This is a genomic window from Arthrobacter sp. P1_B9, from assembly GCF_056406495.1.
Window position 1 is genome coordinate 83,519 of the sequence record NZ_JBFUAA010000002.1, and the last position, 17,287, is coordinate 100,805.

Sequence of the window (17,287 nt, forward strand, 5' to 3'; positions counted from 1 at the left end):
TTCTACCTCCCGTAGAAGATTTCAGATCGACCGGCATCTTTGAGAAACTGGTAGACATGCCCCAAGCCACTGTTCATTTGCTCCGCCACGGCGAGGTCCACAATCCCGATGGTGTCCTGTACGGCAGGCTGCCGGAATTCCACCTCTCCGAACTCGGCCGGGAGATGGCCCGCACCCTGGCGGAACACTTCAGGGAGCGGTCCGCGCAAGGGGCCAGGATCGTCCATCTCGCCGCGTCCCCACTGACCCGCGCGCAGGAGACGGCGCAGCCGATCGCCGACGCCCTGGGCCTGGAGATTGCCACCGAATCCCGCATCATCGAGGCCGCCAACTACTTTGAGGGCCTCCGCGTCTCGAAGGCGGAGCTGCTGCGTCCCAAGCACTGGGCCCGGCTGTACAACCCGTTGCGGCCCTCCTGGGGTGAGCCGTACAAGGAGCAGGCCGCGCGGGTCATCGCGGCCGTCCAGGACGCACGTGTCCGTGCCATCGAGCTGGGCGGCAACGGGGCCGAAGCCATCCTTGTCAGCCACCAGCTGCCCATCTGGGCCACGCGGCTCAGCGCCGAAGGCCGGCCGTTGTGGCACGACCCGCGCAAGCGCGAATGCACCCTGACGTCCCTGACGTCCCTGGTGTTCGACGACGCCGGCGGCCTCGTGCGCGTCGACTACAGCGAGCCCGCTGCCGCCCTGCTGCCCGGTGCCGCCAGCACCCCGGGAGCCTGACCATGGCCGCGAACCGCCGCGAATACATGCCTTTGTCCCGCCGCAGCGTCCTGACCGCCGGCGGGGCCGCGCTGGCCGCGGTGTTCGGGCTGTCCGGCTGCGCCCAGGACGACGCCCTCGCCAAACAGGCCAAGGCCGGGGACAACAAGAACTACGTGGCCGGCGACGGGTCCGTCACCGAGTTCGCCGTCGCGGACCGCAAGAGTCCCGTGGCGCTCAAGGGGACGCTGTTCGACGGCACGGCCGTCACGTCGGCGGACTTCCCGGGCAAGGTCACCGTGCTGAACTTCTGGTTTGCCGCCTGCGCCCCCTGCCGGGTCGAGGCGCCCTCCCTCGAGGCGCTGAACCAGGAATTCAAGACCAAGGGCGTACAGTTCTTCGGCGTCAACCTGCGCGATGAGAAGGCCACGGCCGACGCGTTCGACAAGACCTTCAACCTGACGTACCCGAGCTTCAATGACAAGGACGGCGCCGTGCTGCTGGCCGTCTCCGGCCTCGTGCCGCCCGGCGCCGTGCCCACCACCCTCGTGCTGGACAAGCAGGGCCGCGTCGCATCCCGGGTCCTGGGCGAAATCCAGCAGGGCACCCTGAAGTCCCTCATCGCCGCCGCCGTGGCCGAGTAGCGGGGCCCCACCGTGAACAGCCCCTTCGCCGAAGCCATCCTGAACGGATCGCTGCTGCTTGCCATTCCCGTCGCGCTGCTGGCCGGACTGGTCTCCTTCCTCTCGCCCTGCGTCCTCCCGCTGGTGCCCGGATACCTGGGCTACGTCACGGGGCTGACCGGCGTCGACCTGCAGAAGCAAAGGCGCGGGCGCATGCTGGCCGGCATCGGGCTGTTCGTCCTGGGCTTCTCCGTGATCTTCGTGCTGCTCGGCGGCGCCTTCGGGCAGCTGGGCAGCTTCATCACGGGCTCGCAGAACATGTGGATCACCCAGCTGCTGGGCGTCCTGGTGATCGTCATGGGCGTGGTGTTCATGGGCGGCTTCGGCTGGCTCCAGCGCGATGCCAAGATCCATGCCAAACCCCCGGCCGGTCTCTGGGGCGCGCCCTTGCTGGGCATCACCTTCGGGCTGGGCTGGGCACCGTGCATCGGTCCGACGTATTCGGCCGTCCAGCTCCTTAGCCTCTCCGGCGGCTCCTCGGCGGCCAAGGGGGCGTTCCTGGCGTTCGTCTACAGCCTTGGGCTGGGAATCCCGTTCCTGCTGATCGCCCTGGCCGTGCGCCGCGGCATTGGCGTGATGTCCTTCTTCCGCAACCACCGGCTCGCCATCCAGCGCACTGGCGGCGGCATCCTGATCCTGCTTGGGATCCTGATGGCGAGCGGTGTGTGGGGCACCTGGGTCTCCGGGTTGCAGTACTGGTTCCAAACCGATGTGAATTTGCCAATCTGATGAGCGAGCGCGTGAACGAAAAGAAGAAGTCCCCGAAGCCCGAGGCCGTCCTGCCCACGCTGGGTCCGTTGGGCATGCTCCGGTGGGCGTGGACGCAGCTGACCAGCATGCGCACAGCCCTGTTCCTGCTCTTGCTGCTGGCCGTCGCCGCCGTGCCCGGCTCGCTGTTCCCGCAGCGCCCGGCCAACCCGGCGATTGTCACGCAGTACATCAAGGACCACCCGGACTACGGCTCGATCCTGGACTCGGTGCAGCTCTACGACGTCTACTCCTCCGCCTGGTTTTCCGCGATCTACATCCTGCTGTTCGTCTCGCTGATTGGCTGCGTGATCCCGCGCGCCATCGCGCACTACAAAGCGATGCGCTCCCAGCCCCCGCGCACCCCCGCCCGCCTGTCCAGGCTCCCCGAATACGGCACCCTGGTGATTCCGGCCGACGCCGGGATCCCGGCGTCGGCCGCCATCACCGACGCCGCCGAGCTGCTGAAAAAGCGCGGCTACCGCGTCGACGTGCGGGACCGCGACGGCGCCCGCCCGTCCTTGGGCGCCGAGCGCGGCTTCCTGAAGGAAGTCGGCAACCTCGTCTTTCACACCGCGCTGATCGGAGTGCTGGTTTCGGTGGCGGCCGGCGGCCTCTTCGGCTACAGCGGGCAGCGCATCCTGGTGGAGGGCGACACGTTCGTCAACACCCTCGTCGGCTACGACCAGTTCACCCCCGGCACCAATTTCCAGAGCAGCCAGCTGCAGCCCTATTCGGTCCAGCTGGACAAGTTCGACATCACCTTCGACCGTGAATCGAAGGGCAAGTTCGGTCAGCCCATCGACTTCACCGCCGCCGTGACCACGAAGGAAAACCCGGACGCACCCGCCAAGAAGGAGGTGCTCAAGGTCAACGACCCCCTCAGCCTCGGCGGCACCAGCGTGTACCTCACCGGCAACGGCTACGCTCCCGTCGTCACGATTCGCGACGGCGCGGGCAATGTTGCCATGCAGGGACCCGTGGTGGCCAAGCTCCAGGGCGAGAACTACTACTCCTCCGTGGTGATCAAGGTTCCGGACGCAAAACCCGAACAGCTCGCCTTCGCCGGGTTCTTCCTGCCGACGGCGTTTGTCACCGACAAGGGCGTGTCCTTCAGCGGTGATCCGGAGCTCATCAACCCGCAGCTGACCCTGAATTCCTACTTCGGCGACCTCGGCCTGGACGCGGGCTCCCCGCAGAACGTCTTCGAGCTCGACGTCAAGAAACTGACGCCGCTCAACGCCCGCAACCTGGACACCAAGGGCATCGTTTTGGCGCCCGGGAGCAGCTACACGCTGCCGAACGGCAAAGGTTCCATCAGCTTCGACGGCGTCAAGCGCTACATCGGCGTGGACATCCACCACAACCCCGGCCAGCTGTACGCCCTGATCTTCGCGCTCCTGGCCGTGGCCGGGCTTGTGACCTCGCTCTATGTGAACCGCCGCCGTGTTTGGGTCCGCACCGGCACCCACGAGGACGGCCGCACCATGGTGGAGTATGGTCTCCTGGCCCGCGGTGAGGACCACCGCCTGGCCGGGGAGGCCGCGGCAATCCGGAAACTCCTTTCCGACGATTGGCTGTTGGGCGATGACGCCGCGACCGGCTCCCAGCCCGCTCCCAGCGCAACAGCGGATAATGACCGGGCGGATAAGGCCAGCACGGCAACAGGCAGCACCGGTGCCAGCGGCATGCACGCCGCTCCTGAAAAACCCGCAGAAGACTTCATCCAGTCAACAGCCGGCTCTTCCGAGTCGAAGAAGGATCAGTAATGCCGTTCTCGATCAACGAAACCATGGGCCAGTACAGCGAGCTGTTCATGCTGCTGGCCGCCGGCACGTACACGGTGGCGTTCATCGCCTTCGCCTGGGACCTGGCCAAGAGCAGCAAGACGCTGCGCGCGGTGGACCTCAAGGCCGCGGAGCTCTCCGGCGCGGCGGCCGAGGCCAATGCCGCGCGCGTTCCGGTCGGCGTCGGTGCGGGGGCTGCCGGAGCCGACGCGGCCCGCTCCGATGCGGACGTCAGCGGCCCGGCAGGCCGTGCCGAGCGTCCGACGTCGGCCACCTCCCGCCCCGGCACCGCCGCAGGCGCGGGCCAGACCGCCGACGGCAGCATGCGCTACGCCGGCGAGCGGCGTGCCCCCGCCCGCGTCGCCGTCGCGCTGACCGTCCTCGGCGCCGCGATTCATGCGGCCGGCGTGATCACCCGCGCGCTCGGTGCCGGCCGGGTGCCATGGGGCAACATGTACGAATTCCTCACCACGGGCGCGTTCGTGGCCGTGGCCGTCTTCCTGCTGGTGCTGATCCGCCGCGACCTGCGCTTCCTGGGCACGTTCGTGATCGGCCTGGCCATCATCATGCTGGTTGCCGCCTCCATCGCCTTCTGGACCCCCGTGGGCCACCTCGTGCCGGCGCTCCAGAGCTACTGGCTGATCATCCACGTTTCCATCGCGGTAATGTCCTCGGCGCTGTTCACCCTGACTTTCGCGATGTCCGCGCTGCAGCTCGTGCAGTCGCACCGGCAGAAGACCATCGCCGCCGGCGGAGCCGACAAGCTCGGGTTCATGCGCCTGGTCCCGAACGCCCTGAGCCTGGAGAACCTGTCCTACCGCATCAACGCGATCGCGTTCGTCGGCTGGACGTTTACGCTCATGTTCGGCGCCATCTGGGCGGAGAAAGCCTGGGGCCGGTTCTGGGGCTGGGACACGAAGGAAGTCTGGACGTTCGTGATCTGGGTCGTCTACGCCGGATACCTGCACGCCCGCGCCACCCGCGGCTGGACCGGAACCCGTGCTGCCTGGCTGTCGATCGTCGGCTACCTGTGCGTGGTCTTCAACTTCACGATCGTGAACCAGTTCTTCAACGGCCTGCACTCCTACTCGGGACTGTAAGCCGCACCGATTCGCGAACGGAATGGCCGCCAAGCCCCTGGGTTTGGCGGCCATTCGTGTCCAAGGAGTGCGGTTGGGCCGGCCGGGGGAGAGGTGCGTCTTGCCGTGCCTAAGCGCGGGGGTCTAGGCCCGGAAGGGCGTCGTTGATTTGGAACGAGGCCTTGGTGCTGACCGGGGACCCCGGCCTGCTGACGAAGTCCAGTACCCGGAAATCCGCCCGGAGGGAGTCCTTGGTGATCCGTGTATTCACGTAGCCACGCTGGTTGTTGAAGAACTTCAAATGCGGATTCCACGCCATGACGGGATCGACTGTAGCAGCCGAACCGTTGCCCCCGGAGGTAATGGACGTGCTGACCAGTTCTGAGCCCACCACCGGCGAGTCAGGGTCCTTATAGTCGATCTTCAGTTCGTTGGCCCAGTGCCGGTGCACGTCCCCCGTGAGGACGACGGCGTTACGCACCTTGGCATCCACCCAGCCCTGGGTGATACGCCGGCGCGATGCCGCGTAGCCGTCCCAGCTGTCCATGGAAACGTCGTCGATACCGGCCGCCTTATTGCGGTCCCGTTCGGCGAAGAAGACCTGCTGGCCCAGGATGTCCCAGCGCTGGGTGGAGTTCTTGAATCCTTCCAGGAGCCAATTCTCCTGCCGGGTGCCGGTGATTGTGCGGTTCTTGTCCAGCCGCCCGGCAAGATTCTTGCCCCAGCCGCCGGAGACCTGGGCATCCCGATACTGGCGGGTGTCCATCATATGGAAATTGGCCAGCTGGCCCCAAGGGATCGTGCGATATATCTTCATGTCCGCTCCGGCCGGCACAGAGGACGCGCGCAGCGGCATGTTCTCGTAGTAGGCCTTGAACGCCGCGCCGCGGCGCACACGGAAGCGGGCAGCGGTATCGTTCATCTCGGCCGGGCTCCTGTCCTCGGGAACGTCATCCGCATAGTTGTTGTCGACTTCGTGGTCGTCCCAGACCACCAGCCACGGTGCGATCGCATGCGCAGCCTGCAGATCGGCGTCGGACTTGTACTGCGCATGGCGCTGGCGGTAGCCCTCAAGCGTTACCGTCTCCAGCACGTCGCGGTTGCGGGCGACTTCGCGGACATCGGTGCCGCTGCGGCGTTCGTACACGTAGTCGCCAAGGTGCAGCACCAGGTCAGGGTGGTCTTGGGCAAGGCGCGCGTATGCCGTGAAGTAGCCTTGCTCATACTTCGCGCAGCTGGCGAAGGCCATGGCGAGCGCCGCCGGAGTCTCATTTGGTGCGGGGCTCGTAAGCGTCCGGGCAGTGTGACTCACATGGCGTCCGCACCGGAACCGATAAAAGTACTCGCGTCCCGGCTGGAGCCCCCGCAATTCCACATGTACGGAATGGGCGTTCTCTACATGGGCGTATTCAAGGCCCCGGGCCACCACTTTGCCCAGCGCGGCGTCCTCGCCTACCTCCCAGGCTACCGGGATGCTTCGGGACGGCATCCCGCCGAGGCCGTCCTCGGTGAGCGGGTCCAGCGCCAAGCGGGTCCAGAGCACGAAGCCATCCGGCCAGGGTTCGCCTGAGGCGACGCCGAGCGTGAACGGGTCGCCCCGGAGTCCGGCATCCTGCGCGGTCGAGATGCCGGGCACAGCGGCCCCGGGCAACGAAACGAGAATGCCTGCACCCAAGCCGGCGGTAAGCAGTGCCCTGCGCGAAATGTTATCCATGGTTCAAACGCATTTCCACCACTTCCGAGCTCAGATGGGTCGGCCGATGATCTAGACATTCTAAGCTCCAGATTCGCGCTTGGCACCGGGCACTTCGTCGGTATCCACCATGGAGGTGGCAGGAATAGTGGAACGGTCAACGCACGTACTTGAGCTGGGGCTACTTGACCTCGTCGGTGCCGGGCGTTCCGGCGTCGCCGGGTTCGTGGGCACCGCCGGCGCCTTCGCTGCCGCCGGCTTCCGCGTTGCCGGCGTCGTTCTTGCGGTCCTTGGCGTCGAGTTCTTCCTTGAGCTTCTTGAGCCTGTCGGCCTCGGTCTGGTTGCGGTGGCGGATCTCAAGGTTGCGCAGGAACTCGGGGTCGTCATCTGGCGCTACCGGGTGGCTGTAGGCGACCGGTGCGGTGTCCGTGGCGCGGGGGCGTCCCATGAGAAACCACAGCGTGGCGCCGACCACGGGGAGGAGGACCTGCACGAAAATCCAGGCGGTCTTGGAGATGCCCCTGGTCAGCCGCGCGTCAGTGCGGATGAGGTCCACCAGTCCATAGACAAACACGGCCAGTATGACGATCGGAACCACTACACGGAGCATACCTTCAGTCTAGCCGTCGGGCGCCTCGACGGCGCCGGTCACTATGCCCGGGTGCAGGCTGCCGGCACCGCGGACGAGGGGAGCGGGATGGCCGAAGCAGCGCGCCGTCCTGGCGGCTAAACTTGAGGCGTGGCTTTCCTCAAATACACCCTTATTCGACTGGCGCTGTTTGCGCCCTTGTTTGCGCTCTTTCTCTACCTGCAGCTGGGGGTGCTCCTGGCCGCCCTGTGCGCCGGAATGATGTCCTTCGCCGTCAGCTTCCTGTTCTTCCAGAAGCAGCGCGACGCGGCCACCGCGACGCTCCACCACCGGTTCTCGGGCAAGGCCAAGCCGATGCGCAGCGCAGGAGAGGTGGCCGACGCCGAGGCCGAAGACCGCCTCGTGGACGAGAACCCCGACATTGCCGTCCGCACGGACGACCGCCCCAAAGATTCCCGGCAACCGGGGGCCTGAGCCCCCGGGCTGGTTCCCTGAAGCCCTGCAAGCCCCGGGAAACCGCGGCCCTGAGCCCCCGGGCTGGTCCCCTGAAGCCCTGGAAGCCCCTGGAAGCCCCGGGAAGCCCCGGGGAGCCGCGGCCCTAAGCCCGCGGCTTAGAACCCGTGGCTGAGGACGAGTCCGATTGAAAACAGCGCGGCGAAGCCGAGGTTGATTAGTCCGGTCTGCTTCAGGACCGGGATCAGGCTCTTGCGGCGCCGCCCGGCGATCATCAGCCAGGACGGCATGAGGCTGGCGGGGATCAGCAGGAGCACGATCAGCATCCAGGGCCGGGCGGGGGCCAGGACGATGACCAGCAGGATCGCGACGGCCAGCATCAGCACATAGCTTTCGCGCGCATGCTTGTCCCCGAGCCGCACGGCCAGGGTCTTCTTCCCCGCCTTCCTGTCGGTCGGGATGTCGCGGACGTTGTTGGCCATCAGCAGGGCGCACGCGATCAGCCCCGTGCCGATCGCCCCAATGATCGCGGCCACGCTCAACTGCCCCGCCTGCGTGTACGTGGTGCCCAGCGTTGCGACGAGGCCGAAGAACACAAACACGAAGACGTCGCCCAGGCCGAGATAGCCGTACGGGTTCTTGCCGCCGGTATAACCCCAGGCGGCCAGCACGCAGCCGACGCCGACCAGGATCAGCCACCAGGCCTGCGTGATGATCACGAGGATCAGGCCGAACAGCATCGCCAGCCCGAAGGCTGCGAACGCGGCCCGTTTGACGTGCTCCGGGCTGGCCGCCCCCGAGCCCACCAGCCGGAGCGGACCCACCCGGTCCTCATCCGTGCCCCGGATCCCGTCCGAGTAGTCGTTGGCGTAGTTGACGCCGATCTGCAGGAGCAGGGCGACCAGGGCGGCCAGCATGGCGTTCAGCAGGATGAACGAATCCATCTCGTAGGCGGCTGCGCTGCCGATCAGCACCGGTGCGATTGCGGCCGGCAGGGTGCGCAGTCGGGCGCCTTGGATCCATTGTGCGGCTGTGGCCACGGTCAGTACCTCGTTGGTTGGTTGAATGCTCGTTGGTGGTTTGAGTTGCCGGCCGGAAGCCGGAAGCGCTTGTCTATTTTCCCTGATGGAGGGCGTCCAGCCGGACCGTCATGCCCAGCCGGTCCGGTTTCCCGTTGGGCAGCATGAGCAGTTCCGCGGCGGGCAGCACGGTTTTCGGGGCCAGTGCGCCCAGCGACGGGGCCCAGGTCTGGTTCCGGCGGTCGGCGAACGCCGCCAGCCCTTCCGGGGAACTGTCGGCCACTGCGACGTACGCGGCCAGGGCGTGGCCCCACTCCGCGGACGGCACACCGGCGACAAAAGCCGCCCGCACGCCGTCGAGCTTTTCCAGCTCAGCCTGGACATGGGCGGCGGAAACTTTGACGCCGCCGGTGATGACGACGTCGTCGGCCCGGCCGAGCACGGTGAGCCGGCCGTCGGCGTCCAGTTCACCGAGGTCATTGGTCCGGTACCAGCGGACGCCGTCCGCTTCGATGAACGCCGCTGCCGAGAGCTCTGGGGCCTGAAGATAGCCGGCGGCAATGGTTGCCCCGCCCAGCAGGATGCGGCCGTCGTCCTCCACCCTGACCAGGACGTCCTCGAGCGGGAAGCCGTCGTACACGCACCCGCCGCAGGTCTCGGACGAGCCGTAGGTAGTCACCACCCGCACGCCGGCGTCCCGGGCCGCGTCGAGCAGCTGCGCGGACGCGGGTCCGCCGCCGAGCAGGATGGCGTTGAAGCGCCGCAGCACCGCCAGCGTCTCGGCGGAGGGCGCGTCCAGCAGGCGCTGGAGCTGGGTGGGCACCAGCGAGGTGAAACGGATCTTGTCCGTGAGCTCCAGGGCCGCGGCGGTGAAGGCCTCCGGCGTAAAACCGCCGGAGAGGTCCATGGCCCACGGGCGGGTCCCGGCAAAAAGCGAGCGGACCAGCACTTGGACGCCGGCCACATACTGGACGGGAAGGGCTAGCAGCCACTGGCCCTCGCCCTTGAGCGCAAAGGCGGTCGCCACAGACGAGGCCGCCAGGGCCTCGACGGTCAGGACGGTCGCCTTCGGCGTGCCGGTGGACCCGGAGGTCCGGACCACGACGGCCGCGTCCTCGATGCCGGCCGTGTCAGGGAACCCCAGCACCGGCGAGCCGTCCGGCCCGGCGGAGAGTTCGACGGCGGGTCCCTCGCCGTGGAGGGCAGCAGCCAGCGCCTTGAGCGCAGGCTCGATGTTCATGGCTCCGGAAGTCACAGCGCGCCTTAGAAGTAGTACGGGAAAGCGGACCAGTCGGGATCGCGCTTCTCGAGGAAGGCTTCCTTGCCCTCCACGGCCTCGTCCGTCATGTACGCCAGACGGGTCGCCTCGCCGGCGAAGACCTGCTGGCCGGCCAGGCCGTCGTCGGCGAGGTTGAACGCGAACTTGAGCATGCGGATGGCCTGCGGGGACTGCCGGGCAATGTCAGCGGCGTACTCCAGGGCGACCTCCTCGAGGCGTCCATGGTCCACGGCCTCGTTCACGGCGCCCATCCGGACCATGTCCTCGGCCGAATATTCACGGGCCAGGAAGAAGATTTCCCGGGCGGACTTCTGGCCGATCTGGCGGGCCAGGAGGGCCGAGCCGTAGCCGGCGTCGAAGCTTCCCACGGTGGCGTCGGTCTGCTTGAACTTGCCGTGCTCGCGGCAGGCGATGGTGAGGTCCGAGACCACGTGGAGGGAGTGCCCGCCGCCGGCTGCCCAGCCGTTGACGACGGCGATGACCACCTTGGGCATGGTGCGCATGAGCCGCTGGACTTCCAGGATGTGCAGCCGGCCGGCGCGGGCGGGATCGATGGATTCCTTGGTCTCGCCGTCAGCTGAGTTTTGTACTACGTACCGGTACCCGTCGCGGCCGCGGATCCTCTGGTCCCCGCCCGAGCAGAACGAGTGCCCGCCGTCCTTGGGGGAGGGGCCGTTGCCGGTGAGCAGGACGGTGGCCACGTCCGGGGTCATCCGGGCATGGTCCATGGCGCGGTAGAGCTCGTCCACGGTGCCGGGCCGGAAGGCATTGCGGACCTCGGGGCGGTCGAAGGCGATGCGGACGGTGGGCAGGTCCCGGACCACCTCCCCGTCGGTGGAGCGCTCCACCTGCCGGTGGTAGGTCATGTCCTGGAAGTCGTCGAAACCGGACACGGTGCGCCACCGGGAGGGGTCAAAGACGTCGGATACCTTGGCGGGGATTTCGTTGCTCACAGTCCGAGTCTAGTAATCGCGTCAGCTGATGCAGAACTCGTTGCCTTCCGGGTCCGCCATGGTGTGCCAGGAATGCGGTCCCTGACTGGCAGACCAGAGGAACGTGGCGCCGCGCGCTTCAAGGGCGGCCCGCACGGCGTCCTTGTCCCCTCCCGCGAGCCGCACGTCCCAATGGACCCGGTTCTTGACCGTCTTTTCCTCCGGGACAATCTGGAACAAAACGCGGTGGGCGGGCGCCTTGGCGTCGAGTTCCTCGGGCGGCCGGATCGCGGCACCCTCGCGCCACACGACCTTGCCCCGGTGCGTGGTGGTCTCCGCCTCCGTCGCGAAGCCCTGCTCGATCATGGAGTGGATGAAAACCTCATCCTGCGGCTCCACGGCCCATTCCAGGGTTTCGGCCCACCAGTCGGCGAGCTCGTGCGGGTTTTTGCAGTCGACGACTATCTGGATTTTCAGTGTCATGGGAAGAACCTACGACGTCGCGGCTCGCGGCGGTAGGGTTCAGGCGCCGCAAGGCACCGGAGGCCCTTGCGGCGTAAGGGAGTCCGCGATCCGCCAGATCGATCCATCCCAGGTCATCAGGTAGTCGAGCTTCCATTCCGAGCAGGACTGCCCGTCGGGCCCGTGCTGCGCGTCCTGAACGGTCCTCAGCCGGACGGACGCCGTGAGATCGGGTCCGGCAGCGGATACGTCCTCGACCTCCAGCGTGCGCCAGAAAGACGAGCCGAGCCCCTCCCGCCATGTCTCGAGTCCACCCATCCGGTCCTGCATCTCGGGTGTCAGTATGGCGAACGCGAGGTCGTATGCGCCGCGGTTGATGGACTGGCCATGAAATACCAGGCTCTGGGTGATGTTGGCGGCCTGCGGGTGATCGGAATTCACCGTAACGTCTATCGCGCTGGTGTCTGCCGGTGCCGGCAGGCCGCAGCTTGTCGGGGACAGCGAAGTGGTGCGGTTCTTCCAGCTCTCGACGGCGAGGACAGCCTTGCGGGCATCCACAGCGAAGGCCGTGCCTTCGGCACTGTAGTTGCCTTCGCTGCCTGCACCGAAAACCCAGGCCCGCTTGGAGCTCACGACTCCTGCCACCTTGCCGTCCATGGTCAGCAGCGGGCCGCCGCTGTTTCCAGGATTGATGGCGGCGTCGGTCTGGATCAGGTTGCTGACCGTCCTTGTGCCGATTGTCTGCTCCCGGTTCAGTCCGCTGACGCGTCCCGCGGTGAAGGTCAGGTCGGCGTCCAGGGGAAAGCCCAGCGCCGCCACGTCTTCGCCCAGTGCCGGGGGAGCGCTGACGAAGTCGAAGATGTGGCCGCTGACCGGGCGGGCGGTGCGCAAAAGAGCAAGGTCGGCCGCCTCATCAATACCGAGTACCTGCGCGCTCGAGATCTCTGTTCCGAGGCTGATGCTGATGGCGGCTTGGTCCTTCACGACGTGTGCGGCGGTGACGATGAGGTCATTCTCGATGAGGAAACCGGTACCGACGCCGCCTGCGTCGCACAGCGTGACGTTGATCTTTGCTACTCCGGAGCGGACACTCGCGACGGTGCCGGCCCACCCGCCCGGCTGTCGGCTTCCGGTAGCGACCGGGTCTGGTGCCGTGACGGCCGCCTGGCTGGTTGGCGGCGGGGTCGCCGGCGCTGCAGACGTGGCCGTTGGGGTGGCCGGTGCAGCCGGTGCAGTCGGTGCGGCGCCGGGAAGGGACACGCAGCCGCTCAGCGCGAGAAGTGTCGTCATCGCCGCAGCTGCCGGGAGTGCGAACATTCGGTGGGCGTGGGCTTTCATGGCAGTCCTCCCCAATACAAGGTTGCCGCTCCAGCCCTCCCAAACCATCGCGAAGTGCCCTCAAGATAACGCATGCGCCGGCGAACAACCAGAGGGGAGCCGGGTGCCATGCGCCGCCGCGCTGCTTCGGTTACCCCTGCACTTGCTGCAGCTGTTCGAGCACCTCGGGCGGAATGGCGTAGATGAAGACGACCGCCAGGAGGTTCTTGGAGGCGTGGACGAAGTAGGAGAACATCACGTTCTTCCCGGTCCAGACGTACACGAACACCAGGACGGCGCCCATGGCAAGGTACGGCATCAGCACCTGCAGGGTCATTTGCTCCTGGCCCACGATGTGCAGGGCCGCGAACAGGACCACGGACATGATGCAGCAGACCCAGAGGTTGACCCGGCGGCTCAGTTTGCCGATCAGCAAATGGCGGAAAATGTACTCCTCGACGAACGGGCCGACCAACACCAGCAGGGGGACCATGAGCCAGACCGGGACCTGCTGCATGAGCGCCTGAAGGCCCGCCTGGTTGGCGGAGGTCTGCACAGGTCCGCTGAGGGCCACGAGAACCGCGGTGAGAATGAGCATCGCCACGACGGTCAGCGGCACCATCAGGGCCGTGAACCAGGGCCTTGTGGCAAGGACGCGGAGATCGCGGACCGCAACATGCCGCGCGGCGGTCAGGGCAAGGGCGCCGACCGTTGCATAGAAGATCAGGTTCACCGCGTAGGACGCCACAGCAGGATTGGGCGATATCTGCAGCAGCAGCGGCTCCAGCAGGCTGCCCGCCACGGCGAATAGACCGGCCACGGCAACATAGAGTCCAACAGTGATGAAATCCAGCCGGGAGAACCGGTAAAGCTCCGGCTGCGGCGCGGGTGGTGTACGGAGAGCTGTGCCCATGCCCCCCAGCCTAGCGCCGAGGCAGGAGGACGCGGTCCAGCTGATCCGCGGCGCCATCGCAGACCTGACGCCCGACGTCGGCACCCGCCTCGGTGCCCAGGGCCTCAGTGCCCAGTGACGGCCGGCGGTGCCATACTGAGGACGCAAGCCGCCGTCGGGCAGGCTGGCACCTACTGCGAGGACTCCTTGAGCGAACATCTCCGCCTTTCGGGCGTATCCCACGGCTATGGGGACCGCCAGCTCTTTGCCGGCGTCGACGTTGCCATCACGGCTGGCGAACATGTGGCGATCGTCGGCGAAAACGGCGCGGGCAAATCCACACTGCTGCGTATCCTGGCCGGTTTCGAGGCCCCGGACGAGGGCACGTCCGTCAGCCACGGCCGCGTGGGCTACCTCGCCCAGACCCATGGCATGCCGGAGCAGTTCACTGTCAGCGACGCGATCGACGCCGCACTGGAATCACTCCGCGCGCTGGAGGCCGAGCTGGACCGCCTGGAGGACGGGCTGGCCGGCGCGGAAGCGGACGAACTGGAGCGCTACGGAAACCTGCAGACGCAGTACCAGCTCCGGGAAGGCTACGCCGCGGAATCCCGGGTGGAAGCGGCGCTGGACAGGCTCGGCCTGGGCGGGCTGGACCGGATGCGGACACTGGGCTCGCTCTCCGGCGGGGAACAGGAACGGGTGGCGCTGGCCTGCGTTCTCGCCGATCCCGCCGACATTTTGCTCCTGGACGAACCCACCAACCACCTGGACGCGTCCGGCACGGCCTGGCTGGAGGCGCGGCTGGCCGCGCACCGCGGCACGGTGGTGGTGGTCTCCCACGACCGCGTGCTGCTGCGCAAAGTGGCCTCAACCGTGATTGAGGTCGATGCCGAGCGCCGGTCGGTCAACCGGTATGGCAACGGCTATGAAGGCTACCTGCGGGAGAAGGCTGCCGAGCGCCAGCGCTGGGCACAGCAGTACCACGGGTGGCTGGACGCGATGGCGGCCGAACGGCTCCAGGCGGACACGGTTGCCGGCAAGATGGGCTACGCCCGCCAGCGCGACGGCGACAAGATGGGGTTCGACTTCAAGGCCGGCACGTGGCAGAAGGCGGCCACCAGCAAGGTCCGCAACGCCCAGGAGCGTCTGCGCCGGCTGGAGGCAAACCCCATTGACCGTCCCCCGGTGCCCCTGAAACTGGCAACGGATCTGCGGGCGGACGTAGCTGTTGGCCCGGCGCTCGAGGCGCAGGGGGTCGCGGTGCCCGGCCGGCTGGAACCCACGGACTTCCGGGTGGAAGCCGGCCAGAAGATCCTCATCACGGGCCCCAACGGTGCCGGGAAGTCCACGCTGCTCTCCGTCCTCGCCGGCACACTGGAACCGGCCCAGGGCAAAGTGGTGAGGCACGGCCGGATCGGCTACCTGCAGCAGGAGTTGGAACTCCCGCAGCGCCCGGGACTGCGGCTCCTGCCCGCCTTTGCCGCGGGCCTGGGCGGCAATATCGATGAGCACGCCGAGGCGCTGCTGCGCCTGGGGCTCTTCCGGACCAGCGAATTCCACGTGCCGGTGGGCAGCCTTTCCGCGGGGCAGCAACGCAGGCTGGCGCTGGCCCGGCTCCTGCTGGGCGGGTTCGGGACGATGCTGGTGGACGAGCCCACCAACCACCTGGCGCCCGTGCTGGTGGAACAGCTTGAAGCGGCCCTGTCCGAGTTCGCAGGGACACTGGTCATGGTCAGCCACGACCGCGCGCTGGGTGAGTGGTTCAGCACCTGCGCCAGGCGAGGGACGAGCCGAGAAACAAGGCACGGCGCCAGGCAGGAAACCGGGCACGGAAACGGCGCCAGTAACTGGCTCCGGTACTCGATGCGGGACGGCGCCCTGGCGTAGCAGAACGATTCGCCGGAGCCAGCGCGGACAAAATAGAACATTATTCTGCTATTTGGCAGATTTGGTGTCATTAATTAGGCATAGCGCCCGACTGCTGTTGCCCGCGTCACGGCCGGTCCGGGAATTCCAGTACGATGGATGAGCCGCGCGAGGGTTTGACTCCTTGTGAGGTTCGGTACATCTTGCTGTCCCACCGGGCCGAAACCCGAATGGAATGTAACCGAATCCCGGTCCCGTCCCGGCCATAATCCGACCTACAAGGAACCGTTGTGCCATCAATTACCCCCACAGAACTCCAGAGCGCGCCCGCGGAAACCGCCGTCGACTCGACCCTCAGCGCCGAGGGCTATAAGAAGACCCTGAGCGGGCGCCACGTGACGATGATCTCGATGGGCGGCGCAATCGGCGTCGGCCTGTTCATGGGCGCCGGCGGACGCCTGGCCTCCACGGGCCCGGCGCTGATCTTCTCCTACGCCATCGCCGGCGTGATCGCCTACCTGCTCATGCGGGCGCTGGGCGAGCTCATCATGTACCGCCAGACCTCGGGCTCCTTCGTCAGCTACGCCGGCGAAATGTTCGGCAAGAAGGGCGCCTTCCTCTCCGGCTGGATGTACTTCATCAACTGGGGCATGACCGGGATCGCCGAACTGATCGCGATCGGCCTGTACTTCCAGTTCTTCTTCCCCAACGTGCCGGTGGAAGCCTCCGCGATTGCCGCCCTCGCGCTGCTCGTGGCCGTCAACCTGCTCAGCGTCAAGGCGTTCGGCGAGTTTGAATTCTGGGCGTCCTGCCTCAAGGTCGGCGCCATCCTGATCTTCCTGGCCGTTGGCACCTTCATGGTGGTCACCAACGCCAAGGTCGGCACGGGCCACGCCTCCGTGACCAACCTCTTCGCCGACGACGGCGGGATGTTCCCCAAGGGCGCCCTGGTGATGGTCCTCGTGCTCAACGCCGTGATCTTCGCCTACAACGGCATCGAACTCGTCGGTATCACCGCCGGTGAGATGCAGAACGCCAAGCGCGAAGTGCCCAAGGCGATCCGCGCCGTCGTACTGCGCATTGTGGTGTTCTACGTCGGTTCCGTGCTGCTGCTGGCCATGCTGCTGCCCTCGGACCAGTACAAGGCCGGCGTGTCCCCGTTCGTCACCGTGTTTGGCCAGATGGGCCTCGGCTGGGTGGGCGACGTGATGAACATGATCGTCATCACCGCCGCGCTGTCCTCCTGCAACTCGGGCCTGTACTCGATCGGCCGTGTCTTCCGCACGATGGCCAACAACGGGCATGCCCCGCAGTGGCTCACCAGGATGTCCAAGCGCCACGTGCCGTACGCGGCCATCCTTGCGATCGCAGCTTTCTACCTCGTGGGCATCATGCTGAACATCTGGCTCGGCGGCTCGCACGCCTTCGACCTCGCGCTGAACACCGCCTCGATCGGTGTGATCTTCACGTGGGGCGCCATCTTCGCCAGCCAGATCGCGCTGCGCCACCAGAAGGGCCGCGTCTCCAGCCTGCCCATGCCGGGCTCGCCGTGGACCAGCTGGGCCGGGCTGGTCGCACTACTGGCCATCACCGTGCTGATCGGCTTCGACACCATGACCAGCAAGACCGGCGAGGTCTTCCACCTGGGCCTGTGGACCCTGGCGACCGTCCCGTTCTTCGCCCTGGTGCTGTGGCTGGGCTGGCAGAAGGTCAAGAACAACGCGCCCAAGAGCGAGCTCTACAGCTAGGACCCACCGGTCCCGACGCGCGGCACGCAGAAATGCT

The 17,287-nt window shown here is 66.9% G+C and carries 16 protein-coding genes; 8 read left to right on the forward strand and 8 right to left on the reverse strand.

Annotation, left to right across the window (positions count from 1 at the left end; genetic code table 11):
• The first annotated feature begins 56 nt into the window (after nucleotides 1-56).
• Genes AC1D1A_RS02895 through ccsB form a run of 5 tightly spaced genes read left to right on the forward strand, consistent with a single transcriptional unit; the run spans nucleotide 57 to nucleotide 5,018 of the window.
• The gene (locus tag AC1D1A_RS02895) at nucleotides 57-722 is read left to right on the forward strand and encodes a histidine phosphatase family protein (RefSeq protein ID WP_243182124.1); all 666 of its coding nucleotides are present in this window, start codon (nucleotides 57-59) and stop codon (nucleotides 720-722) included.
• A gap of 2 nt (nucleotides 723-724) precedes the next feature.
• On the forward strand, nucleotides 725-1,345 hold the full coding sequence (locus tag AC1D1A_RS02900) for a TlpA family protein disulfide reductase (protein ID WP_476850216.1): 621 nt from the start codon (nucleotides 725-727) through the stop codon (nucleotides 1,343-1,345).
• A 12-nt stretch (nucleotides 1,346-1,357) separates the two neighbouring features.
• Complete coding sequence (locus AC1D1A_RS02905; RefSeq protein WP_028278104.1) at nucleotides 1,358-2,113, forward strand: cytochrome c biogenesis CcdA family protein; 756 nt, start codon at nucleotides 1,358-1,360, stop codon at nucleotides 2,111-2,113.
• The gene (resB, locus tag AC1D1A_RS02910; RefSeq protein WP_476947101.1) at nucleotides 2,113-3,900 is read left to right on the forward strand and encodes a cytochrome c biogenesis protein ResB; all 1,788 of its coding nucleotides are present in this window, start codon (nucleotides 2,113-2,115) and stop codon (nucleotides 3,898-3,900) included. Before AC1D1A_RS02905 ends, resB begins: the two co-directional genes overlap by 1 nt.
• Nucleotides 3,900-5,018, forward strand: coding sequence for a c-type cytochrome biogenesis protein CcsB (gene ccsB / locus AC1D1A_RS02915; RefSeq protein WP_476855544.1), 1,119 nt, complete (start codon nucleotides 3,900-3,902; stop codon nucleotides 5,016-5,018). The genes resB and ccsB overlap by 1 nt, the downstream gene beginning before the upstream one ends.
• A gap of 109 nt (nucleotides 5,019-5,127) precedes the next feature.
• On the opposite strand, the gene AC1D1A_RS02920 is transcribed toward ccsB, so the two are convergent.
• Both AC1D1A_RS02920 and AC1D1A_RS02925 read right to left on the reverse strand, forming a co-directional pair.
• On the reverse strand, nucleotides 5,128-6,711 hold the full coding sequence (locus AC1D1A_RS02920; protein ID WP_476947102.1) for an alkaline phosphatase D family protein: 1,584 nt from the start codon (nucleotides 6,709-6,711) through the stop codon (nucleotides 5,128-5,130).
• A 160-nt stretch (nucleotides 6,712-6,871) separates the two neighbouring features.
• The gene (locus AC1D1A_RS02925) at nucleotides 6,872-7,300 is read right to left on the reverse strand and encodes a PLD nuclease N-terminal domain-containing protein (RefSeq protein WP_476947103.1); all 429 of its coding nucleotides are present in this window, start codon (nucleotides 7,298-7,300) and stop codon (nucleotides 6,872-6,874) included.
• Nucleotides 7,301-7,429: 129 nt separating this feature from the next.
• Here AC1D1A_RS02925 and AC1D1A_RS02930 point away from each other — a divergent pair, with 129 nt between their 5' ends.
• A complete protein-coding gene (locus AC1D1A_RS02930; RefSeq protein WP_476872896.1) occupies nucleotides 7,430-7,753 on the forward strand; it encodes a DUF4229 domain-containing protein in 324 nt (107 codons plus the stop codon).
• Between the two features lie 137 nt (nucleotides 7,754-7,890).
• Here the strand turns inward: AC1D1A_RS02930 and AC1D1A_RS02935 are convergent, their stop codons facing one another.
• The 6 genes from AC1D1A_RS02935 to AC1D1A_RS02960 all read right to left on the reverse strand — a co-directional run bounded on the left by AC1D1A_RS02935 (nucleotide 7,891) and on the right by AC1D1A_RS02960 (nucleotide 13,654).
• Nucleotides 7,891-8,772 (reverse strand): 1,4-dihydroxy-2-naphthoate polyprenyltransferase, encoded by an 882-nt coding sequence (locus tag AC1D1A_RS02935; RefSeq protein ID WP_476947104.1) that lies wholly within the window; start codon nucleotides 8,770-8,772, stop codon nucleotides 7,891-7,893.
• Between the two features lie 73 nt (nucleotides 8,773-8,845).
• Nucleotides 8,846-9,991: an AMP-binding protein gene (locus AC1D1A_RS02940; protein WP_476850271.1), complete on the reverse strand. Its 1,146-nt coding sequence runs from the start codon at nucleotides 9,989-9,991 to the stop codon at nucleotides 8,846-8,848.
• Between the two features lie 23 nt (nucleotides 9,992-10,014).
• Nucleotides 10,015-10,983 (reverse strand): 1,4-dihydroxy-2-naphthoyl-CoA synthase, encoded by a 969-nt coding sequence (locus AC1D1A_RS02945; protein ID WP_476947105.1) that lies wholly within the window; start codon nucleotides 10,981-10,983, stop codon nucleotides 10,015-10,017.
• Nucleotides 10,984-11,004: 21 nt separating this feature from the next.
• Nucleotides 11,005-11,445, reverse strand: a complete 441-nt coding sequence (locus AC1D1A_RS02950) for a VOC family protein (protein ID WP_476947106.1) — start codon at nucleotides 11,443-11,445, stop codon at nucleotides 11,005-11,007.
• 39 nt (nucleotides 11,446-11,484) lie between these two features.
• On the reverse strand, nucleotides 11,485-12,762 hold the full coding sequence (locus tag AC1D1A_RS02955; protein ID WP_476872899.1) for a S1C family serine protease: 1,278 nt from the start codon (nucleotides 12,760-12,762) through the stop codon (nucleotides 11,485-11,487).
• 130 nt (nucleotides 12,763-12,892) lie between these two features.
• Nucleotides 12,893-13,654, reverse strand: coding sequence for a lysostaphin resistance A-like protein (locus AC1D1A_RS02960; RefSeq protein ID WP_476947107.1), 762 nt, complete (start codon nucleotides 13,652-13,654; stop codon nucleotides 12,893-12,895).
• A 186-nt stretch (nucleotides 13,655-13,840) separates the two neighbouring features.
• On the opposite strand from AC1D1A_RS02960, the gene AC1D1A_RS02965 reads away from it, so the two are divergent.
• Nucleotides 13,841-15,523, forward strand: coding sequence for an ABC-F family ATP-binding cassette domain-containing protein (locus AC1D1A_RS02965; protein WP_476947108.1), 1,683 nt, complete (start codon nucleotides 13,841-13,843; stop codon nucleotides 15,521-15,523).
• Between the two features lie 269 nt (nucleotides 15,524-15,792).
• Entirely contained in the window at nucleotides 15,793-17,250 is a 1,458-nt protein-coding gene (locus AC1D1A_RS02970) for an amino acid permease (protein ID WP_476855549.1), read from the forward strand.
• Nucleotides 17,251-17,287 lie beyond the last annotated feature (37 nt).

Coding starts and splice junctions, on each gene's coding strand:
- AC1D1A_RS02895 (WP_243182124.1), top strand. CDS start 57: ATGCCCCAAGCCACTGTTCATTTGCTCCGCCACGGCGAGGTCCACAAT.
- AC1D1A_RS02900 (WP_476850216.1), top strand. CDS start 725: ATGGCCGCGAACCGCCGCGAATACATGCCTTTGTCCCGCCGCAGCGTC.
- resB (WP_476947101.1), top strand. CDS start 2,113: ATGAGCGAGCGCGTGAACGAAAAGAAGAAGTCCCCGAAGCCCGAGGCC.
- ccsB (WP_476855544.1), top strand. CDS start 3,900: ATGCCGTTCTCGATCAACGAAACCATGGGCCAGTACAGCGAGCTGTTC.
- AC1D1A_RS02920 (WP_476947102.1), bottom strand. CDS start 6,711: ATGGATAACATTTCGCGCAGGGCACTGCTTACCGCCGGCTTGGGTGCA.
- AC1D1A_RS02925 (WP_476947103.1), bottom strand. CDS start 7,300: ATGCTCCGTGTAGTGGTTCCGATCGTCATACTGGCCGTGTTTGTCTAT.
- AC1D1A_RS02940 (WP_476850271.1), bottom strand. CDS start 9,991: ATGAACATCGAGCCTGCGCTCAAGGCGCTGGCTGCTGCCCTCCACGGC.
- AC1D1A_RS02950 (WP_476947106.1), bottom strand. CDS start 11,445: ATGACACTGAAAATCCAGATAGTCGTCGACTGCAAAAACCCGCACGAG.
- AC1D1A_RS02955 (WP_476872899.1), bottom strand. CDS start 12,762: ATGAAAGCCCACGCCCACCGAATGTTCGCACTCCCGGCAGCTGCGGCG.
- AC1D1A_RS02960 (WP_476947107.1), bottom strand. CDS start 13,654: ATGGGCACAGCTCTCCGTACACCACCCGCGCCGCAGCCGGAGCTTTAC.